The sequence below is a fragment of the Serratia sp. CY31944 genome (assembly GCF_052169175.1).
Taxonomy (GTDB): domain Bacteria; phylum Pseudomonadota; class Gammaproteobacteria; order Enterobacterales; family Enterobacteriaceae; genus Serratia; species Serratia sarumanii.
The window spans coordinates 1-19,512 of the sequence record NZ_JBJNLG010000035.1 but is presented as its reverse complement, the minus strand read 5'-3'; the positions used below and the strand labels follow the sequence as shown (position 1 = coordinate 19,512).

Genomic DNA, 19,512 nt, shown 5'->3' with positions numbered 1-19,512 from the left:
CTTCTTACTTGTGGTGAGTAAGCTGGAATATTCCGGCATGGGTTTCCTTCAGGCTAGAGCCTCACAGGTTCAATCACCACCTCCTTAGGAGGTGGTTTAAGGCTTACAATAAAAAAGCCCCCGGCGCCAACGGCGCAGGGGGCCAGTCACTCAACCCGAACTTACAGCGGCTGGGTCTGGGCTTCCACCACCGCCAGCGCCACCATGTTGACGATGCGGCGCACCGAGGCGATCGGCGTCAGGATGTGCACCGGCTTGGCGACCCCCATCAGCACCGGCCCGACGGTCACCCCTTCCGAGCAGGAGACGCGCAGCAGGTTGTAGCTGATGCGCGCCGCTTCCATGTTCGGCATGATCAGCAGGTTGGCCGAGCCTTTCAGCGGGCTGTCCGGCATCAGATCGTGACGGATGCTTTCCACCAATGCGGCGTCGCCGTGCATTTCGCCGTCGATCTCCAGCTCGGGCGCCAGCTCGTTCACCAACTCCAGCGTTTTACGCATCTTGCGCGCCGCCGGGCAGTCGGAAGAGCCGAAGCTGGAGTGAGACAGCAGCGCCACCTTCGGCTCGATGCCGAAGCGGCGCACGGTTTCCGCCGCCATCAGGGTGATCTCCGCCAGCTGTTCCGGGGTCGGATCGTCGTTGACGTAGGTGTCGGCGATAAAGGTGTTGCCGCTCGGCAGCAGCAGCGCGTTCATCGCGCCGGCGACGTGCGCGCCTTCACGGAAGCCGAACACGTTCTTCACCACGTCGTAATGCTCGTGGTAGCTGCCGATGGTGCCGCAGATCATCGCGTCCGCTTCGCCGCGGTGCAGCATGATGGCGGCGATCAGCGTCGGGTTGCCGATCACCGCACGGCGCGCCTGCTCTTGCGAGACGCCGCGGCGTTTCATGATCTGGTAGTACTCGCCCCAGTATTCGTTAAAGCGCGGATCCGACTCGTTATTCACCACTTCGAAATCCTTGCCCGGCGTCAGCTGCAGACCCAATTTTTTCAGGCGCATTTCGATCACGCTCGGGCGGCCGACCAGGATCGGGAAGGCCAGCCCCTGTGACACCAGTTCCTGCGTGGCGTGCAGCACGCGCTCTTCCTCGCCTTCCGCCAGCACCACCCGCTTCACCTCTTTGCGCGCCTGCGAGAAGATCGGCTTCATGAACAGGTTGGTTTTGTAGACGAACTCCGCCAGCTTCTCGACGTAAGCGTCGAAGTCTTCGATCGGGCGCGTCGCCACGCCGGAGTCCATCGCCGCCTTGGCTACCGCCGGCGCGATCTTGACGATCAGGCGCGGATCGAACGGTTTCGGGATGATGTATTCCGGCCCGAAGGAGAGATCCTGGTCGTCATAGGCGGAAGCCACCACGTCGCTCTGCTCCGCCAGCGCCAGATCGGCGATGGCGTGTACGCAGGCCAGCTTCATCTCTTCGTTGATGGTGGTGGCGCCCACGTCCAGCGCGCCGCGGAAGATGAACGGGAAGCACAGGACGTTGTTCACCTGGTTCGGGTAATCGGAACGGCCGGTACAGATGATGGCGTCCGGGCGCACCGCTTTGGCCAGCGGCGGCAGAATTTCCGGTTCCGGGTTAGCCAGCGCCATGATCAGCGGATCGCGCGCCATGGTTTTCACCATATCCTGCGTCAGGACGCCCGGGCCGGAGCAGCCGAGGAAGATGTCGGCGTTCGGGATGGCGTCGCCCAGCGTGCGCTGGCCGTTATCCTCGATGGCGTAGGCGGCTTTGGTCTGCTCCATATTGGCGTCGCGGCCTTTATAGATGACGCCCTTGGAGTCGCAAACGGTGATGTTCTGTTGCCGCAGCCCCAGCGCCACCAGCAGGTTCAGGCAGGCGATGGAGGCCGCGCCGGCGCCGGACACCACCAGGCGTACGTCGGAGATATTCTTCTTCACCACGCGCAGGCCGTTGAGCACCGCCGCAGTGGTGATGATCGCCGTGCCGTGCTGGTCGTCGTGGAACACCGGGATCTTCATGCGCTCGCGCAGTTTCTGTTCGATGTAGAAACACTCCGGCGCCTTGATGTCTTCCAGGTTGATGCCGCCGAAGGTCGGTTCCAGCGCGGCGATAATGTCGATCAATTTGTCAGGGTTATGCTCATCCACTTCGATATCAAACACATCGATACCGGAAAACTTCTTGAACAAAACGCCCTTGCCTTCCATCACCGGCTTACCGGCCAACGCGCCGATATTGCCCAGACCCAGTACCGCCGTGCCGTTGGAAATCACCGCCACCAGGTTGCCGCGCGCGGTGTATTTGTAGGCCGCCAGCGGATCTTCGGCGATCTCGAGGCAAGGCGCGGCGACGCCCGGCGAATAGGCCAACGCCAGATCGCGCTGGGTCGCCAACGGTTTGGTGGGGGAAACCTGGATCTTCCCTGGGACAGGAAACTGATGGAAATCAAGGGCACTCTGTTTGAGCTGTTCGTCCATTATGGATTCCTTTGTTTTTTGCTTTTATGTTGAGGTAAGGCTTTGAGGCTGCGCCCTGCCGTGGGCCGTGGCGCCCAAGTACAATGACAGGGCGCAGCCTTGAAGTATAGTGAGAGAAACATCACAAACTTTGAAGCGCGCCATAACCTTGGCCGAAAGACCGTTTTAAAAGTAAAAAAAGGATCGCGAGACGAGTCGAAGAAGCGCCGCCGTCAGCGTGGCGGCAGCGTGGCGCGCCAGGCGTTGAGCGTCTCCACCTGGCCGCCGCAAATGTGTAACGAGGTTTGTAACGCCAGGGTATAGCTTACCGCATCGCCCCAGGTCTCCCCTTGCAGCCGCGGTTGCTCACAGGGCGCGAACACCGATTCAGGAGGCAACAGCGGCACGGCCTGCGGCGCCGGCGGCCGGGCGCAGGAGCTCAAGCACAGCGCCAGGCAGAGGCTGAGCGGCGCAGGGATCGTTTTTAATCGCTTCACGGTATTTCCTCTGATAAGCCTCGTGTTGTTGGCGCAGCTGCCGTTCCTGCCGCTGCTGCGCCGCCATCAGCGCACGGTTTTGCGCATCCTGGGTCTGCAGGGTGGCGATCAGCCCGGCCTGCTGCGCCAGGCTTTTCTGTAGCTCCGCCGCCTGTTGGCGCGCGGACGCCAACTGGTGCGACAGCAGCGAGCTGTAGCCGCCGAGGCAGATGGCCGCCAGCAACAGCAGCAGCAACCCGCCCTGCATCAGTTTTTGCAGCCAGCCGCTCATGCCGGATAGTCCCGGAACGCCAGCTGGAAGTGCGGGCCATCCTTGAGGGTTTTCCACTCGCCGCCCCATTCGACGTTGACCCCGCATTCACGCGCCGCGCGCCGCACCGCCACCGCAATCTGCGCGTAGTAATCCCACTCCCAGGAGACCACACCCGCCGGCATCGCCACCACGTCCACCGCGTGACCGGTCAGATGGCGGCTGCGCAGCGTTTGGCTGCTGCCGGCGCGCACCATTTCCCGCTGGCGCGCCATGCTGCGCAGCCCCTCGCTGACGGAAAACGGCACCAGCGAATAACGCAGCGCCAGACGAATAACGCGCACCAGATCCGGGTGCACGCCGCGCAGGTTCTCTTCGCTGCGGGCGGTAAAACGAATCTCTTCGATGTCATTTAACATTTTTAAACCCCGTCTTTTTGCCGATGAATTTTTTAATTAAGGCGTTGATGTAATCCGCCCCCATAAAGCCAATCAGTACGCTGGCCAAATTCGCCCACTTTAATTCCAGGCCCATCAGCGCCAGCGCATCGCGCACCGTCCAGGCCAATAACGCGCACATCGCCGCATTCAATAAACGGCGCCGAATGCCCACGTTGCGGTAAGCGCCGTGCAATAGCGCCATGACGCCGGCCAAAATGGCGTTTAATACCGGCTGAAGATATTCACATACTCGCTGGACTATTAAGCCAACAGCGTCAGGCTCTATGCTGGACATAGCTCATCTCCTTTTTTATTTTTAATTAAATGCCAATCACGGCCGGTGGGACATCGGATAATCAGAATCTAGTTAAGGATGCTATTACAAAGCAAATGAATAAATACAGGCCCTATGGTCGAATTCATTCATGCTGAGCGCTGGCACAACGCATAAGCGCCAATGTTGACGGCAATGAATAAAATTTCATTGTTATCGTGATTTATTTCGACTTTCGTTTTCACGAAAAATAAACATTAATGGCTGCGGGAAATATGTCCCATCTTAAAAACATCCACTCTGGAGAAATACCATGTCCACACGCAAAGCCGTTATTGGGTATTATTTTATTCCGACCAACCAAATCAATAATTACACCGAGTCCGATACGTCCGTCGTGCCGTTCCCGGTTTCCAACATCACGCCGGCCAAAGCCAAACAGCTGACGCACATCAACTTCTCGTTCCTGGATATCAACAGCAACCTGGAATGCGCCTGGGATCCGGCCACCAACGATGCCAAGGCGCGCGATGTGGTCAACCGCCTGACCGCGCTCAAGGCGCACAATCCCAGCCTGCGCATCATGTTCTCCATCGGCGGTTGGTACTACTCCAACGATCTGGGCGTGTCGCACGCCAACTACGTCAACGCGGTGAAAACCCCGGCCTCGCGCACCAAGTTTGCCCAATCCTGCGTGCGCATCATGAAAGATTACGGCTTCGACGGCGTGGACATCGACTGGGAGTACCCGCAAGCATCAGAAGTGGACGGTTTCATCGCCGCGCTGCAAGAGATCCGCACCCTGCTGAATCAGCAAACCGTCGCCGACGGCCGCCAGACGCTGCCGTATCAGTTGACTATCGCCGGCGCCGGCGGCGCCTTCTTCCTGTCGCGCTATTACAGCAAGCTGGCGCAGATCGTCGCGCCGCTCGATTACATCAACCTGATGACCTACGATCTGGCCGGCCCCTGGGAGAAGATCACCAACCACCAGGCGGCGCTGTTCGGCGACGCGGCCGGGCCGACCTTCTACAACGCGCTGCGCGAAGCCAATCTGGGCTGGAGCTGGGAAGAGCTGACCCGCGCCTTCCCCAGCCCGTTCAGCCTGACGGTCGACGCCGCGGTGCAGCAGCACCTGATGATGGAAGGCGTGCCGAGCGCCAAGATCGTGATGGGCGTCCCCTTCTACGGCCGCGCCTTCAAGGGCGTCAGCGGCAGCAACGGCGGCCAGTACAGCAGCCACAGCACGCCGGGCGAAGATCCGTATCCGGGCACCGATTACTGGCTGGTGGGCTGCGAAGAGTGCGTGCGCGACAAGGATCCGCGCATCGCCTCCTATCGCCAGCTGGAGCAGATGCTGCAGGGCAACTACGGCTATCAGCGGTTGTGGAACGACAAGACCAAAACCCCTTACCTGTATCATGCGCAGAACGGGCTGTTCGTCACCTATGACGATGCCGAAAGCTTCAAATACAAAGCGAAGTACATCAAGCAGCAGCAGCTGGGCGGCGTGATGTTCTGGCATCTGGGGCAAGACAACCGCAACGGCGATCTGCTGGCCGCGCTGGATCGCTATTTCAACGCCGCGGACTACGACGACAGCCAGCTGGATATGGGCACCGGCCTGCGTTACACCGGCGTCGGCCCCGGCAACCTGCCGATCATGACCGCGCCGGCCTACGTGCCGGGCACCACTTACGCGCAGGGCGCGCTGGTGTCCTATCAGGGTTACGTCTGGCAGACCAAATGGGGTTACATCACCTCGGCGCCCGGCTCCGACAGCGCCTGGCTGAAGGTGGGCCGCGTGGCGTAAGCCATAAAAAAACCCCGTAGCCGAGCGCTGCGGGGTTTTCATTGAGTTAACCGTTTGATTTTCGCGTCCCTTCGTCTCTATTCCTTCAGTTGTGGCACCAAGGATAGCCGCCATCCCGCACCACTTCGCGGCCCATCAGGCTGTAAACATCGCTTTTGCGCGTCAGCCGCTCATGCCACCAGTTAAACCCGGCGCCCTTGCTGGCCGGATGCCACGCCAGCCAAATCATTTCGTCGCCCTTTTGCATCTCCACCGGCACCGTCACCAGTTCGCCGCTGGCCAGTTCCTTTTCGATCAGCGACGGCGGCAGAAAAGCGTGGCCGATGCCGCGTTTGAGCAGCGCCAGGTTGCTTTCCACGTCGCACACCACCAGTTGGCGCTGCAAAGGCAACGTGCCGTGATTGCGTTTGGGCAGTTCATGGCTGCTGTCGGCGATCGCAACCACGATGTCGTTCAAGCGCTGCTTCTTGCACACCGGCTTTTTCTGCGCCGCGAACGGATGCGAGGGCGACACGCACAGCACAAAGTTGAGCTTGCCAAGCATCAGGGTTTTGGCCTGTACGCTGTCGGGGATTTGGCCGATGGCGATGATCAGATCCGCCCGGTTGTTCTTCAGCGCATCCCAGGTGCCGTTCAGCGCTTCCCGCTGCACCGAGATATTGGCGTTCGGGCAATGCTGAATATAGTCGCGGATATCCTGCGTCAGGGTCTCCAACGGGAAGAAGGTATCCACCGCCAGGCGGATATTATTGTCCAGCTTGGGGATGTTTCTTACCCGGCTTTCCAGATCCTGCACCGCATTTAATATCCAGCTGCCCTCCTGCAGGAGAAATTCCCCTTCATCCGTCAGGGTAATCATGGGGCCATTGCGATGAAAAAGTTTCACGCAGAGTTTGCTTTCAATATTGGAAACCCGATAAGAGATTGCCGAAGGCGTTTTATGCAGCGCCTCCGCCGCCATAGAGAAAGAGCCGGTGCTCTTAATGGTGCTGATTATTTTAATCGCGTCCAGGGATAATCTAGTCATACAAATTCCTCTTTAAAATAAAACAAGAAAAATGACACTAAATTCCCAAGGTGGTGGCGCACAAAAATCGATCAAATCGAACAAGGATACTCAAGGCAACAAGCAATATACTTCATAAATGAGAGCGCTATCTTAAATACTATTCATCACGACCTGATATAAAATTCATCATAGCGCTCTATTTTTGCATTGTGACAGTTAAATAAATTCAGCCTAACGATCAAAGATCGTCATCATAATAATTTTCGTTAATAGCCGTTAAAACATTCCGCTCTGCCGCACGACCAGAATGATAAAAATAAAACAAGCCGACAAGAAGGGTTATTTCCAATTACGTTATTAGCCTCTCATTTTGTCGGTGAAATACGCTCAACTTACAACATAATTTCAGTCAGGAGTGACTTATGAACAAAACTTCCCGTACCCTATTCTCTCTGGGCCTGCTGAGCGCAGCCATGTTCGGCGTTTCGCAACAGGCGAATGCTCACGGTTATGTCGAATCGCCGGCCAGCCGCGCCTATCAGTGCAAACTGCAGCTCAACACCCAGTGCGGCAGCGTGCAGTATGAACCGCAGAGCGTCGAAGGCCTGAAAGGTTTCCCGCAGGCCGGCCCGGCTGACGGCCACATCGCCAGCGCCGACAAGTCCACCTTCTTCGAACTGGATCAGCAAACGCCGACGCGCTGGAACAAGCTCAACCTGAAAAGCGGCCCGAACTCCTTTACCTGGAAGCTGACCGCGCGTCACAGCACCACCAGCTGGCGCTATTTCATCACCAAGCCGAACTGGGACGCTTCGCAGCCGCTGACCCGCGCCTCCTTTGATCTGACGCCGTTCTGCCAGTTCAACGACGGCGGCGCCATCCCTGCCGCACAGGTTACCCACCAGTGCAATATACCGGCAGATCGCAGCGGTTCGCACGTGATCCTTGCCGTGTGGGATGTAGCCGACACCGCCAACGCCTTCTATCAGGCGATCGACGTCAACCTGAGCAAATAATCGGCCAAATGAGGCCATCTTTGAGGGTTCAGCCTGGCGCTGAACCCTTCTTTTTTTGGCTCTCGCGCCACCGCCCCCCTCGCCTCCCCCGCCGTAAACCGCGCCCCGCCTGGGTTTACTCGGCATTCATTGTTATTATCCATCGCAACAATCAGAAAAAGCGCATTTTCATTCCCGACCCGATGATGCAGTGTGTTCCCCCTATGATGAAAAAGGTTCTCATTTCCCTACGTTGAGCTTGGTCAAGGAGCTTATCAATGAATCAATTAGACGCACTCAAGCAGCTGACCACGGTGGTCGCCGACAGCGGCGATATCGAATCCATCCGCCAGTTCGAACCCCAGGACGCTACCACCAACCCTTCGCTGATCCTGAAAGCCGCCGCGCTGCCGCAGTACAAGGCGCTGATCGTCGAAGCGCTGGACTATGCCCGCCGCCAGGGCGGCAGCAAGGAAACCCAGCTGATCAACGCCAGCGATAAGCTGGCGGTCAATATCGGCGTCGAGATCCTCAAAAGCGTGCCGGGCCGCATCTCCACCGAAGTGGACGCCCGCCTGTCGTTCGATCGCGGCATGTGCGTCGCCAAAGCGCGCAAGCTGATCGCCATGTATCAAGAACAGGGCATCGACAAATCGCGCATCCTGATCAAACTGGCTTCCACCTGGGAAGGCATCAAAGCCGCCGAGGAGCTGGAAAAAGAAGGCATCAACACCAACCTGACGCTGCTGTTCTCCTTCGCCCAGGCCCGCGCCTGCGCCGAAGCCGGCGTGTATCTGATCTCGCCGTTCGTCGGCCGCATCTATGACTGGTATCAGGCCAAACAGCCTGCCGCCGACTACGATGCCGAGCAGGATCCGGGCGTGAAATCGGTGCGCACCATCTATGAATACTACAAGCGTCATCGTTACCAGACGGTGATCATGGGCGCCAGCTTCCGCAAGGTTGAGCAGATCCTGGCGCTGGCCGGCTGCGATCGCCTGACCATCGCGCCGAACCTTTTGGAACAGCTGAAAAACAGCGACCGGCCGGTCGAGCGCAAGCTGACCCCGTCTACCGAGGGCTTCCACCAACCGGCCCCGCTGGCCGAAGCGGAGTTCCGCTGGCTGCACAACCAGGACGCCATGGCGGTGGAAAAACTCGCCGAAGGCATTCGCCTGTTCGCCGTCGACCAGCAGAAGCTGGAAGACATGTTGGCCGCTCAACTGTAACCGCACTGGAGTTTCGTTATGTCTTCTCGTAAAGAGCTTGCCAACGCCATCCGCGCACTCAGCATGGACGCCGTACAAAAAGCCAATTCCGGCCACCCGGGTGCCCCTATGGGCATGGCGGACATCGCCGAAGTCCTGTGGCGTGACTACCTCAACCACAACCCGACTAACCCGCACTGGGCTGACCGCGACCGTTTCGTGCTCTCCAACGGCCACGGCTCCATGTTGATTTACAGCCTCCTGCACCTCACCGGCTACGACCTGCCGATGCGCGAGCTGGAAAACTTCCGTCAGCTGCATTCCAAAACCCCGGGCCACCCGGAGTATGGCTACACCCCGGGCGTTGAGACCACCACCGGCCCGCTGGGCCAGGGCATTGCCAACGCCGTCGGCTTCGCCATCGCCGAACGCACCCTGGCGGCGCAGTTCAACCGCCCGGGCCACGACATCGTTGACCACCACACCTACGCCTTCATGGGCGATGGCTGCATGATGGAAGGCATCTCGCACGAAGTCTGCTCTCTGGCCGGCACCCTCAAGCTCGGCAAGCTGACCGCTTTCTACGATGACAACGGCATCTCCATCGACGGCCACGTCGACGGCTGGTTCACCGACGACACCGCCCTGCGCTTCGAAGCCTACGGCTGGCACGTGGTGCGCAACGTCGACGGCCACAACCCGGACGCCATCAAGGCCGCGATTGAAGAAGCCCGCAAGGTGACCGACAAGCCGTCGCTGCTGATGTGCAAGACCGTTATCGGCTTCGGTTCGCCGAACAAGGCCGGCACCCATGACGTGCACGGCGCCGCGCTGGGCGCCGCCGAAGTGGCCGCTACCCGCGAAGCGCTGGGCTGGAAATACGCCGCCTTTGAAATCCCGCAGGACATCTACGCCCAGTGGGACGCCAAGGAAGCCGGTCAGGCCAAAGAAGCGGCCTGGAACGACAAATTCGCCGCCTACGCCAGGGCCTTCCCGGAGCAGGCCGCCGAGTTCAAGCGCCGCATGAACGGCGAGCTGCCGGCCGACTGGAAAGCCGACGCCAAGGCGTTCGTTGAAAAACTGCAGGCCAATCCGGCCAACATCGCCAGCCGCAAGGCGTCGCAGAACGCGCTGGAAGCGTTCGGCAAGGTGCTGCCGGAGTTCCTGGGCGGCTCTGCCGACCTGGCGCCGAGCAACCTGACCATGTGGTCCGGCTCGAAAGCGCTGAACGTTGACCCGGCGGGCAACTACATTCATTACGGCGTGCGCGAGTTCGGCATGACCGCCATCACCAACGGCATCGCGCTGCACGGTGGCTTCCTGCCGTACTCGGCGACTTTCCTGATGTTCGTGGAATACGCCCGCAACGCGGTGCGCATGGCGGCGCTGATGAAGCTGCGCAACGTGTTCGTCTACACCCACGACTCCATCGGTCTGGGCGAAGACGGCCCGACCCACCAGCCGGTGGAGCAGCTGGCGAGCCTGCGCGTGACCCCGAACATGAGCACCTGGCGCCCGTGTGACCAGGTGGAATCGGCGGTGGCGTGGCAGTACGGCATCGAGCGCAACGACGGCCCGACCACGCTGGTGTTCTCGCGTCAGAACCTGACCCAGCAGCCACGCACCGCAGAGCAGCTGGCGAACGTGTACCGCGGCGGCTACGTGCTGAAAGACTGCGCGGGCACGCCGGACGTTATCCTGATTGCCACCGGCTCCGAAGTGGGCATCACGGTGGAAGCGGCGGACAAGCTGACCGCGGCGGGCCGCAAGGTGCGCGTGGTGTCGATGCCGTCGACCGACGCGTTCGACAAGCAGGATGCGGCGTACCGCGAGTCGGTGCTGCCGGCGGCGGTGACGGCGCGCGTGGCGGTGGAAGCGGGTATCGCGGACTACTGGTACAAGTACGTGGGGCTGAACGGCGCCATCGTGGGCATGACCACCTTCGGTGAGTCGGCGCCGGCGGAGCAACTGTTCGCCGAGTTCGGCTTCACCGTGGACAACGTGGTGGCCAAGGCGCAGGCGCTGCTGAAGTAAGCGGCCTGGCGCCAGCCGATAAAAAAGCCGGTCATCGTGACCGGCTTTTTTTATGCCATCACCCGATGGATCTGCAAATACTGCAGCAGCATGATGGTTTTGCCGTCTTTAATGCGGCCGTCGGCGATCATCGCCACCGCTTCGCTGAACGGCAGTTCGATCACTTCAATATCTTCATCTTCAATGCCGCCACCGGCCGCACGCCGCTCATCGTCATGGTATTCGGCGATAAAGAAGTGCACGATCTCGGTCACACCGCCCGGCGACATGTAGGCTTCGAAGATTTTCTTGACCTCGCCCACCTGAAAACCGGTCTCTTCCACCGCTTCGCGGCGCGCGCACTGCTCCGGAGAATCGGCGTCCAGCAGGCCGGCGCAGGCCTCGAGCAGCATGCCGCTCTCGTTGCCGTTGACATAGGTCGGCATGCGGAACTGGTTGGTCAGCACCACCGTACCCTTGGCGCGGTTGTACAGCAAAATGGTGGCGCCGTTGCCGCGATCGTAGACCTCGCGCATCTGTTGCACCGAACCGCCGTTTTTGCGTTTCAGATCGAACGTGTACTTGTGCAGCACATACCAGTTGTCCGACAGCAGCTCTTTCTTCACATTCTCAATTTTCGACGACATGACCCTTTTCCCTTGAGTTGCAACCTGAAGATCATACCGCGATTACGCCGCGCCGCGGCAGACGATTTGCAACAAAAATCACACCGTACCCCGCCGGACAAGCCGGGACTTAACATTGCTTAAAATAATGGAAAATAAGTCGCGCTCAGGCGCATGACATTGCATAAAACCCAGTGCGATTCGCCCCCCAAAGGCAAATCTTCAGAGAAAACCGGCCCGCCGCTGAACATCGGCGGGCATTTCGCTATTCATTTGATTACACAACGACAATTGTTCCCGTTTTGTTGACAACTTGATACAAATCGCGGTGCAATTTAGTTGCAAAAGTTATAGTTTTGCTTTCGAATGAAACTGGCGAAGCGCCTCACCTGAGAGAAAAGGATTCCGTGATTGCTTGTTAAACGTTCCGTGACCGGCAGCCTGGCCAGAGCGCTGTTCGGCATCGTGATACTGTCGGTGCTCGCCACCGGGTTGGCGTTGACGACCGTCGCCGGCAGCCAGAGCGATGCCGAGGCGATCAACATTGCCGGTTCGCTGCGCATGCAAAGCTACCGCTTAGCCTTCGATCTCGAGCGGCAGAGCCCGGAGCTGGAGCTGCACCTGCAGCAGTATCGGCAATCTTTGCAGGCGCCCGCGTTGCAAAAGCTGACGCGCTTTTACGTCCCGGCCGAGGTGCGCAACCACTATCTGGCGCTGCAACGAACATGGCAAACGATGGAGCGGCAGATCCGCGACGGGCAGGCGGCCGCCTACCGGGCTGAGGTCGCCGGCTACGTCAACCGCGTCGATCATTTCGTTTCCGCTCTGCAGCGCTATTCCGAGTTGAAACTCACCCTGGTGGCCGCCGTCAGCGTACTGGGCTACGCCGCCATCATCGGTCTGGTGCTGTTCTGCATCCGCTTTATGCGCCGCCAGGTGGTCACGCCGCTGCAGCATCTGGTCGACGCCAGCCAGCGCGTGCAACAGCGCGACTTTCGCCATCCGCAGCTGGACGTGGCGCTGCCGAACGAGCTCGGCGTGCTGTCGCAAACCTTCAGCGCCATGTCTGACGAGCTGGCCCGCCTCTATCAGTCGCTGGAGCTGAAAGTGCAGGAAAAGACCCAGCGCCTGCAGCAGGCCAACGACACGCTGGAGGTGCTCTATCGCTGCTCGCAGGCGCTGAGCGTGCGTCAGATCGATCAGCAGGCGTTCGAAAATGCGCTGCGCATCGTGCGCCAAAGCGAACGACTGCGCTGCATCCGGTTGAACGTGGCGGACGATCATGGCCAGTGGCAACTGAACGAAGGAGAGCCGGCGCCGGCGCAAACCTGGAGCGCGCTGCCGATCACCCAAGGCGATAAACTGCTGGGCGAGTTGCGATGGCAGCCCGAAGCACAGCCGCCGCATCCTCACCTGATGCAGAGCCTGGCCAACATGCTGGGGCGCGGCGTCTACTTCAACCGGGCGCAAAAGCAGCACCAATATCTGCTGTTGATGGAAGAGCGTGGAACCATCGCACGCGAGCTGCACGATTCGCTGGCGCAGACGCTGTCGTTCCTGCGCATCCAGCTGACGCTGCTCCGGCGCGCCGCCGACGATCCGGCGGCGCAGGCGATTATCGACGATTTCGAGCGCACGCTGGCCGATGCCTATCGCCAACTGAGAGAATTGCTGGCCACCTTCCGCCTCAACATTCAGGAGGCGGACCTGAATGCCGCGCTGGAGCAACTGTTGCAGCCATTAAAGGCGCTAACCCCCGCGCGGATTCAGTTACACTGTCGGCTGCCCTCGCAGGCGCTCAACGCCCAGCAGCAGGTGCACGCGCTGCAGATCGTGCGCGAGGCGGTGCTCAATGCCGTCAAGCACGCCGGAGCGAACGAGATCGCGGTATGTTGCGAGGTCAACGCCGCTGGCGACAACGTATTCAGCATTACCGACGACGGTTGCGGCATCGCCAGTCTGGAAGAACCGGAAGGGCATTACGGCTTGACCATCATGAGCGAACGCGCGGCGCGACTGGGAGGAACGCTGCGCATCCGGCGCAGAAGCGGCGGCGGCACGGCGGTCTGCCTGACATTCTCGCCCTGACCTTGCGGCTGTTCACTCTGCGTTACGGTTGCCGCCGGCCTGAAGGCCGCCCGGAGAGGTTTGCGGTGCAGAATGCCGCTATTTTTGAAGAGACAGTCCCACTGTGAAGCACGCCTCCGGGCGCGTTTGAGTGGCTTTACTTGCTACAGGGAGCATATTTCATGGTGATGAAGCAATACCGAGTCATGATCGTTGACGATCATCCGTTGATGCGGCGCGGCATCAAACAACTGCTGGGACTGGATGCGCGATTTGGCGTGGTGGCAGAGGCCGGCAACGGCAGCGAGGCGGTTGCGCTGGCGCTGCAGCACGCTCCGGACGTGATCTTGTTGGATCTGAACATGAAGGGCATGTCGGGGCTGGATACGCTGCGGGCCCTGCGCGACGAAGGCGTGGACGCGCGCATCATCGTGCTGACGGTCTCCGACGCGCGCAGCGATCTGTATGCGCTGATCGACGCCGGCGCCGACGGCTATCTGCTGAAAGACAGCGAACCCGAACAACTGCTGGAACACATCAGCGCCGCCGCCGAGGGCCAGAACGTGATCAGCGACGCGATGGCCGACTATTTGCTGGCGCGCAGCGAGCAGCGCGACCCCTTCGCCGCCTTGACCGAACGCGAACTGGACGTCCTGCAAGAGGTGGCGCGCGGCCTGTCCAACAAGCAGGTGGCGGCGCAGTTGCATATCTCTGAAGAAACCGTGAAGGTGCACATCCGCAACATACTGCGCAAGCTGGACGTGCGTTCTCGCGTGGCGGCGACGGTGATGTACCTGGAGTACAAAAGCCACTGATCGCCCCGCCCCGGCCGATCCGCCGGGGCCGCTTACTCGATGGCGCTGAGCAGCGCCTGATGATGCTGGTGCACCCAGCTCTTGTTGAACGGCCCCCAGCTTTCCAACTGATAGAAACCGTCGTTGTTGCGCACGCCCTGCTGCACGAACTGCAGCTCGACGCCCATGCCGGGCAGCGCCTTCAGCACATCCTGCAACGTACGGCGCGGCCAGCCGGTCAGCGCCATCAACCGCGGCACATTGGGCCGCTCACTGTGGCTGATCAGCCAGCATAAATAAAGCCGACGGGCAAATACCGGGTTAATTCCCATGCCAAGCTCCTGCTGTAAGGTGAGGCCAGTTTTTACTTTTCGATTCCCTGCGGCGAAAAAATGCGCAAGGCCTTTGATAGTAATAAAAATGTCTTAATAGCGTACAATTACCGACGCCGATACGCCCACGCCGTTTTCCGCTACCGTTATTTACACTATCTCCTTTTTTTCTCCACGCTTTCCTCGGCTATCCCGAGTAAAGTGCAATAGCGCCGGAATCCTTCCCTGCCGCTGAAATGCATATTTCCGATGCGTTTTAAAGATAGAACAAGTCATAACGAGGTTCGCGCTGCATGGCCAATTTTTTTATTGATCGCCCGATTTTCGCCTGGGTGCTGGCAATTATTCTTTGCCTGACCGGGGCGTTGGCGATTTTTTCTTTACCGGTAGAACAATACCCGAATTTGGCGCCGCCGAACGTGCGCATCAGCGCAACTTACCCAGGTGCTTCGGCGCAAACGCTGGAAAACACCGTTACCCAAATCATTGAACAGAATATGACCGGCCTCGACAACATGATGTACATGTCGTCGCAGAGCACCAATACCGGCCAGGCGACCGTGACGTTGACGTTCGAAGCCGGCACCGATCCCAACGAGGCGATGCAGCAGGTGCAAAACCAGCTGCAGGCCGCGATCAAACGCCTGCCGCAGGCGGTGCAAAATCAGGGGGTGACGGTCTCGAAATCCGGCGACACCACGCTGATGATGGTGGCGTTTGTCTCCACCGATGGCAGCATGGACAGGCAGGACATCGCCGATTACATCGTCTCCAACCTGCAGGATCCGCTCAGCCGCATCAACGGGGTCGGCAGCATGGACGTGTACGGCTCGCAATACGCCATGCGCATCTGGCTCGATCCCAACAAGCTCAACAGCTACCAGTTGACCACCCAGGATGTGGTCAGCGCCATTCAGTCGCAGAACGCCCAGGTCGCGGTCGGCCAGTTGGGCGGCACGCCATCGGTCGATAAGCAGGCGCTGAACGCCACCATTAACGCCCAGTCGCAGCTCCAGACGCCGGAACAGTTCCGCCAAATCACCCTGCGGGTCAATCAGGACGGTTCGCTGGTGACGCTGGGCAACGTCGCCACCGTCGAACTGGGCGGCGAGAACTACAACTACCTCAGCCGCTACAACGGCATGCAGGCCGCGGGCATGAACATCAAGCTGGCCTCCGGCGCCAACGAACTGCAAACCGACCAGTTGGTGAAGGACAAGATCGCCGAGCTGTCGCAATACTTCCCGCACGGGCTGGAGGCCAAAGTGGCCTATGAAACCACCCCCTTCGTCAAAGCCTCGATCAAGGACGTGGTGAAAACGCTGCTGGAAGCCATCCTGCTGGTGTTCCTGGTGATGTATCTGTTCCTGCAGAACTTCCGCGCCACGCTGATCCCCACCATCGCCGTGCCGGTGGTGCTGCTGGGCACCTTCGCCATCCTTTCCGCCTGCGGCTTCAGCATCAATACCCTTACCATGTTCGCCATGGTGCTGGCGATCGGCCTGCTGGTGGACGACGCCATCGTGGTGGTGGAAAACGTCGAACGCGTGATGAGCGAAGAAGGCCTGCCGCCGCGTGAAGCCACGCGCAAATCCATGGGGCAAATCCAGAGCGCGCTGGTCGGCATCGCCCTGGTGCTGTCGGCGGTGTTCGTGCCGATGGCGTTCTTCGGCGGCACCACCGGCGCCATCTATCGCCAGTTCTCCATCACCATCGTTTCCGCCATGGTGTTGTCGGTGCTGGTGGCGATGATCCTGACCCCGGCCCTGTGCGCCACGCTGCTCAAACCGATCGCCAAGGGGCACCATCACGGCAAGCGCGGCTTCTTCGGCTGGTTCAACCGCATGTTCAACCGCAACGCCGAACGCTATGAGCGCGGCGTGGGGCGCATTCTGCACGCCAGCGGCCGCTACATGGTGATTTATCTGCTGTTGCTCGGCGGCATGGCGCTGCTGTTCATCAAGCTGCCGACCTCGTTCCTGCCGCAGGAAGACCGCGGCATCTTCACCGTACAGGTACAGCTGCCGGCGGGCTCGACCCTGCAGCAAACCTCTAAAGTGGTGGAAAAGGTCGAGCAGTATTTCCTCACCGAAGAGAAACAGGACGTGTTGTCGGTGTTCGCCATCATCGGCTCCGGGCCGGGGGGCAACGGCCAAAACGTGGCGCGTCTGTTCGTTCGGCTGAAAGACTGGGATCTGCGCACCTCGGGCGCCAACAGCTCGTTCGACATCATCGATCGCGCCACGCTGGCATTCAACAAGATTAACGAAGCGCGGGTGATCGCCAGCAGCCCGCCGGCGATCACCGGCCTCGGCAACTCCTCCGGCTTCGACATGGAACTGGAAGATCACGCCGGGTTGGGGCACGCCAAACTGATGGCGGCTCGCGACCAACTGTTACAGCTGGCGGCGCAAAATCCGCTGCTGTCGCGCGTGCGCCACAACGGCCTGGACGACAGCCCGCAGCTGCAGATCGATATCGATCAGCGCAAGGCGCAGGCGCTGGGCGTATCTATCGACGACATCAACAATACCCTCTCCACCGCCTGGGGTTCGACCTACGTCAACGACTTCGTCGATCGCGGCCGGGTGAAGAGAGTTTACGTGCAGGCCGCCGCGCCGTTCCGCATGCTGCCGGAAGACATCAACAAATGGTATGTGCGCAACAGCGCGGGCGGCATGGTGCCGTTCTCGGCCTTCGCCAGTTCACACTGGGAATACGGCTCGCCGCGGCTGGAACGCTATAACGGCAACTCGGCGCTGGAAATCGTCGGCGAGGCGGCCAACGGCGTCAGCACCGGCACCGCCATGGCGGAAATGGAAAAACTGGTCAGCCAGTTACCGACCGGCTTCGGGCTGGAATGGACGGCGCTCTCCTACCAGGAACGCTTGTCCGGCTCGCAGGCGCCGGCGCTGTACGCCATCTCGCTGCTGGTGGTGTTCCTGTGCCTGGCGGCGCTGTATGAAAGCTGGTCGATACCGTTCTCGGTGATGCTGGTGGTGCCGCTGGGGGTGATCGGCGCGGTCGCCGCCACCTGGCTGCGCGGCCTGGAGAACGACGTTTATTTCCAGGTCGGCCTGTTGACCATCATTGGGCTGTCGGCGAAAAACGCCATTCTGATCGTCGAATTCGCCAACGAGCTGAACCACAAAGGGCAGGATCTGATGTCCGCGACGCTCGACGCATCACGCATGCGTCTGCGGCCGATCCTGATGACTTCGCTGGCGTTCATCTTCGGCGTGCTGCCGATGGCCACCAGCAGCGGCGCCGGTTCCGGCAGCCAGCATGCGGTCGGCACCGGGGTGATGGGCGGCATGATCTCCGCCACCCTGCTGGCGATTTTCTTCGTGCCGCTGTTCTTCGTGCTGGTGCGCCGCCGCTTCCCGGGCAAAGCGCATCCGGCAGGCAATACGACGGCCGCCGGGGAATGATAGCCTGGGCATAAAAAAGCAGCGTCGGGTTACCGATGCTGCTTTATTTCGAACGATAATCTCGTTCCCAAGGTGTTTCAGTGACTTTCCAATGACTCAACCTTGCCATCTGCTTCAACGCTGTGTCAGTTGCCCAACATCTCATCAATGAAGTCTTTCCAGTTTCCTAATTCACGATCAACCATAATACTTTACAACCTCAATTATTTGACGAAGCGGATTCTACGCCTGTTTTTTGACCATGTGAAGGGAAACGGGAACGATGCCGGGCCCGGAAACCGGGCTTAGCGCACATTTTCGTATTTATCTGATCAATGTTTAGTGCTGCTATTCCCTTGTGATATCAATTTCTCCGCGGTAGCGTGTAAAAGGTATAAAAATACGACAATGGAGCGCCGACATCCGCGGGTATCAGCACGCCATTCGGCACTATGCCGCCGACCTCAGTCTTATTGGTTAGAGGAAAACGATGGAAATTATCACCGACCCGAACCGCCGCGCCATCGACTGGCAGCGGCTGTGTGAATTGCTGGAGGCCGCCGGGCTGGGCAAGCGCGATCCGCACACCCTGCGGCGCATTTACCAACACAGCCAGTTTTGCTATTGGGGGTTTATCGGTGACGAGCTGATCGCCACCGCGCACGCCATCAGCGACCTGACCTCGGTCGCCTATCTGGCCGACGTGGCGATCGATCCGCGCTTTCAGGGGCAAGGGCTGGGGCGCAGGTTGATGGATCGGGTGATGCAAGATTTGGCGCCGCTCGGCAAGATTTTCATCTATTCCGTGCCGGAAAAACTGGCCTTCTATAAAAAGTACGGCTTTCACGATTTGACCACCGGCATGGTGTATGCGGACGGCGCCTCACTGCAACGGTTGCAAAACGGCGGTTATATCCGCTGATCATCTTGATCAAAATACTTTTCTCAGCAGAATACAGCTGACGATATGCTTGAGACAGATAAAATGCTTAGCCAAAGCGCCCAAAAAAAACGCACTCTCTCTTTTAACTTTTTATTTTCACTATTATTCACCTCTGCAACCATGAATGAGAAAACGTTTGAACTTCCTGTCAGAGATATTTCTTAGTCATTAGACCTCTTACAAAGATATCACGAACCAAAAGATCGGTAAAAACGATCGAATATTAATTTACGATAGGAATTATCTATGATATTTCCTTTTAATCTTCCTTGATTGATAGCTGACATCTATTTAAAAACCTCTCCCCCACCTGCAGCTGCGCCAGGCTGTGATCGATGGCGCGCTGCTCGTCGGCATCGATATGGCCGTCGCTCTTGGCGGCGAACACCAGCGCCTGCACCAGGCGTTTGGCGCGCAGATC

17 protein-coding genes and 1 pseudogene are annotated in these 19,512 nt (G+C 59.4%); 8 read left to right on the top strand and 10 right to left on the bottom strand.

The window, feature by feature from the left end:
• Positions 1-161: 161 nt before the first annotated feature.
• From maeB to ACJ8IN_RS24165, 5 genes are all read right to left on the bottom strand, one after another.
• A complete protein-coding gene (gene maeB / locus ACJ8IN_RS24185; RefSeq protein WP_033635475.1) occupies positions 162-2,441 on the bottom strand; it encodes an NADP-dependent oxaloacetate-decarboxylating malate dehydrogenase in 2,280 nt (759 codons plus the stop codon).
• Positions 2,442-2,653: 212 nt separating this feature from the next.
• A complete protein-coding gene (lysC, locus tag ACJ8IN_RS24180; RefSeq protein ID WP_308325951.1) occupies positions 2,654-2,827 on the bottom strand; it encodes an Rz1-like lysis system protein LysC in 174 nt (57 codons plus the stop codon).
• The gene (locus ACJ8IN_RS24175) at positions 2,808-3,188 is read right to left on the bottom strand and encodes a hypothetical protein (protein ID WP_308325952.1); all 381 of its coding nucleotides are present in this window, start codon (positions 3,186-3,188) and stop codon (positions 2,808-2,810) included. The genes lysC and ACJ8IN_RS24175 overlap by 20 nt, the downstream gene beginning before the upstream one ends.
• Positions 3,185-3,586: a M15 family metallopeptidase gene (locus ACJ8IN_RS24170; RefSeq protein ID WP_033635478.1), complete on the bottom strand. Its 402-nt coding sequence runs from the start codon at positions 3,584-3,586 to the stop codon at positions 3,185-3,187. Before ACJ8IN_RS24170 ends, ACJ8IN_RS24175 begins: the two co-directional genes overlap by 4 nt.
• Positions 3,576-3,902, bottom strand: coding sequence for a phage holin, lambda family (locus ACJ8IN_RS24165; RefSeq protein WP_004936551.1), 327 nt, complete (start codon positions 3,900-3,902; stop codon positions 3,576-3,578). Before ACJ8IN_RS24165 ends, ACJ8IN_RS24170 begins: the two co-directional genes overlap by 11 nt.
• Positions 3,903-4,194: 292 nt before the next feature.
• Between ACJ8IN_RS24165 and ACJ8IN_RS24160 the strand changes: the two genes are divergently transcribed.
• The gene (locus tag ACJ8IN_RS24160; protein WP_308325953.1) at positions 4,195-5,694 is read left to right on the top strand and encodes a glycosyl hydrolase family 18 protein; all 1,500 of its coding nucleotides are present in this window, start codon (positions 4,195-4,197) and stop codon (positions 5,692-5,694) included.
• A gap of 85 nt (positions 5,695-5,779) precedes the next feature.
• Here the strand turns inward: ACJ8IN_RS24160 and ACJ8IN_RS24155 are convergent, their stop codons facing one another.
• Positions 5,780-6,721: a LysR family transcriptional regulator gene (locus ACJ8IN_RS24155; protein WP_033635481.1), complete on the bottom strand. Its 942-nt coding sequence runs from the start codon at positions 6,719-6,721 to the stop codon at positions 5,780-5,782.
• 404 nt (positions 6,722-7,125) lie between these two features.
• Between ACJ8IN_RS24155 and ACJ8IN_RS24150 the strand changes: the two genes are divergently transcribed.
• The 3 genes from ACJ8IN_RS24150 to tkt all read left to right on the top strand — a co-directional run bounded on the left by ACJ8IN_RS24150 (position 7,126) and on the right by tkt (position 10,940).
• A complete protein-coding gene (locus tag ACJ8IN_RS24150) occupies positions 7,126-7,719 on the top strand; it encodes a lytic polysaccharide monooxygenase (RefSeq protein ID WP_060427449.1) in 594 nt (197 codons plus the stop codon).
• A gap of 257 nt (positions 7,720-7,976) precedes the next feature.
• Positions 7,977-8,927, top strand: a complete 951-nt coding sequence (gene tal, locus ACJ8IN_RS24145; RefSeq protein ID WP_033655004.1) for a transaldolase — start codon at positions 7,977-7,979, stop codon at positions 8,925-8,927.
• A gap of 18 nt (positions 8,928-8,945) precedes the next feature.
• Positions 8,946-10,940, top strand: coding sequence for a transketolase (tkt, locus tag ACJ8IN_RS24140; protein ID WP_041036605.1), 1,995 nt, complete (start codon positions 8,946-8,948; stop codon positions 10,938-10,940).
• A 50-nt stretch (positions 10,941-10,990) separates the two neighbouring features.
• On the opposite strand, the gene nudK is transcribed toward tkt, so the two are convergent.
• Complete coding sequence (nudK, locus tag ACJ8IN_RS24135; RefSeq protein ID WP_033635486.1) at positions 10,991-11,566, bottom strand: GDP-mannose pyrophosphatase NudK; 576 nt, start codon at positions 11,564-11,566, stop codon at positions 10,991-10,993.
• Positions 11,567-11,956: 390 nt separating this feature from the next.
• On the opposite strand from nudK, the gene narQ reads away from it, so the two are divergent.
• Together narQ and ACJ8IN_RS24125 are read left to right on the top strand one after the other, a co-directional pair.
• On the top strand, positions 11,957-13,633 hold the full coding sequence (gene narQ, locus ACJ8IN_RS24130) for a nitrate/nitrite two-component system sensor histidine kinase NarQ (protein WP_060423096.1): 1,677 nt from the start codon (positions 11,957-11,959) through the stop codon (positions 13,631-13,633).
• A gap of 161 nt (positions 13,634-13,794) precedes the next feature.
• Positions 13,795-14,427, top strand: coding sequence for a response regulator (locus tag ACJ8IN_RS24125; protein ID WP_033635488.1), 633 nt, complete (start codon positions 13,795-13,797; stop codon positions 14,425-14,427).
• A gap of 32 nt (positions 14,428-14,459) precedes the next feature.
• Here the strand turns inward: ACJ8IN_RS24125 and ACJ8IN_RS24120 are convergent, their stop codons facing one another.
• Positions 14,460-14,738 carry a winged helix-turn-helix domain-containing protein gene (locus ACJ8IN_RS24120; RefSeq protein ID WP_004941750.1) on the bottom strand — a complete coding sequence of 93 codons (279 nt, stop codon included), beginning with the start codon at positions 14,736-14,738 and terminating at the stop codon, positions 14,460-14,462.
• A gap of 293 nt (positions 14,739-15,031) precedes the next feature.
• Here ACJ8IN_RS24120 and acrD point away from each other — a divergent pair, with 293 nt between their 5' ends.
• Complete coding sequence (gene acrD / locus ACJ8IN_RS24115) at positions 15,032-18,169, top strand: multidrug efflux RND transporter permease AcrD (protein ID WP_033635489.1); 3,138 nt, start codon at positions 15,032-15,034, stop codon at positions 18,167-18,169.
• A 125-nt stretch (positions 18,170-18,294) separates the two neighbouring features.
• Here the strand turns inward: acrD and ypfM are convergent, their stop codons facing one another.
• Positions 18,295-18,354 carry a protein YpfM gene (gene ypfM / locus ACJ8IN_RS24110; protein ID WP_100396732.1) on the bottom strand — a complete coding sequence of 20 codons (60 nt, stop codon included), beginning with the start codon at positions 18,352-18,354 and terminating at the stop codon, positions 18,295-18,297.
• 284 nt (positions 18,355-18,638) lie between these two features.
• Here ypfM and ACJ8IN_RS24105 point away from each other — a divergent pair, with 284 nt between their 5' ends.
• Positions 18,639-19,070, top strand: a complete 432-nt coding sequence (locus tag ACJ8IN_RS24105) for a GNAT family N-acetyltransferase (protein WP_047571036.1) — start codon at positions 18,639-18,641, stop codon at positions 19,068-19,070.
• Between the two features lie 322 nt (positions 19,071-19,392).
• On the opposite strand, the pseudogene ACJ8IN_RS24100 reads toward ACJ8IN_RS24105, so the two are convergent.
• Positions 19,393-19,512: pseudogene (locus ACJ8IN_RS24100) on the bottom strand (DUF533 domain-containing protein); the annotation flags it as partial.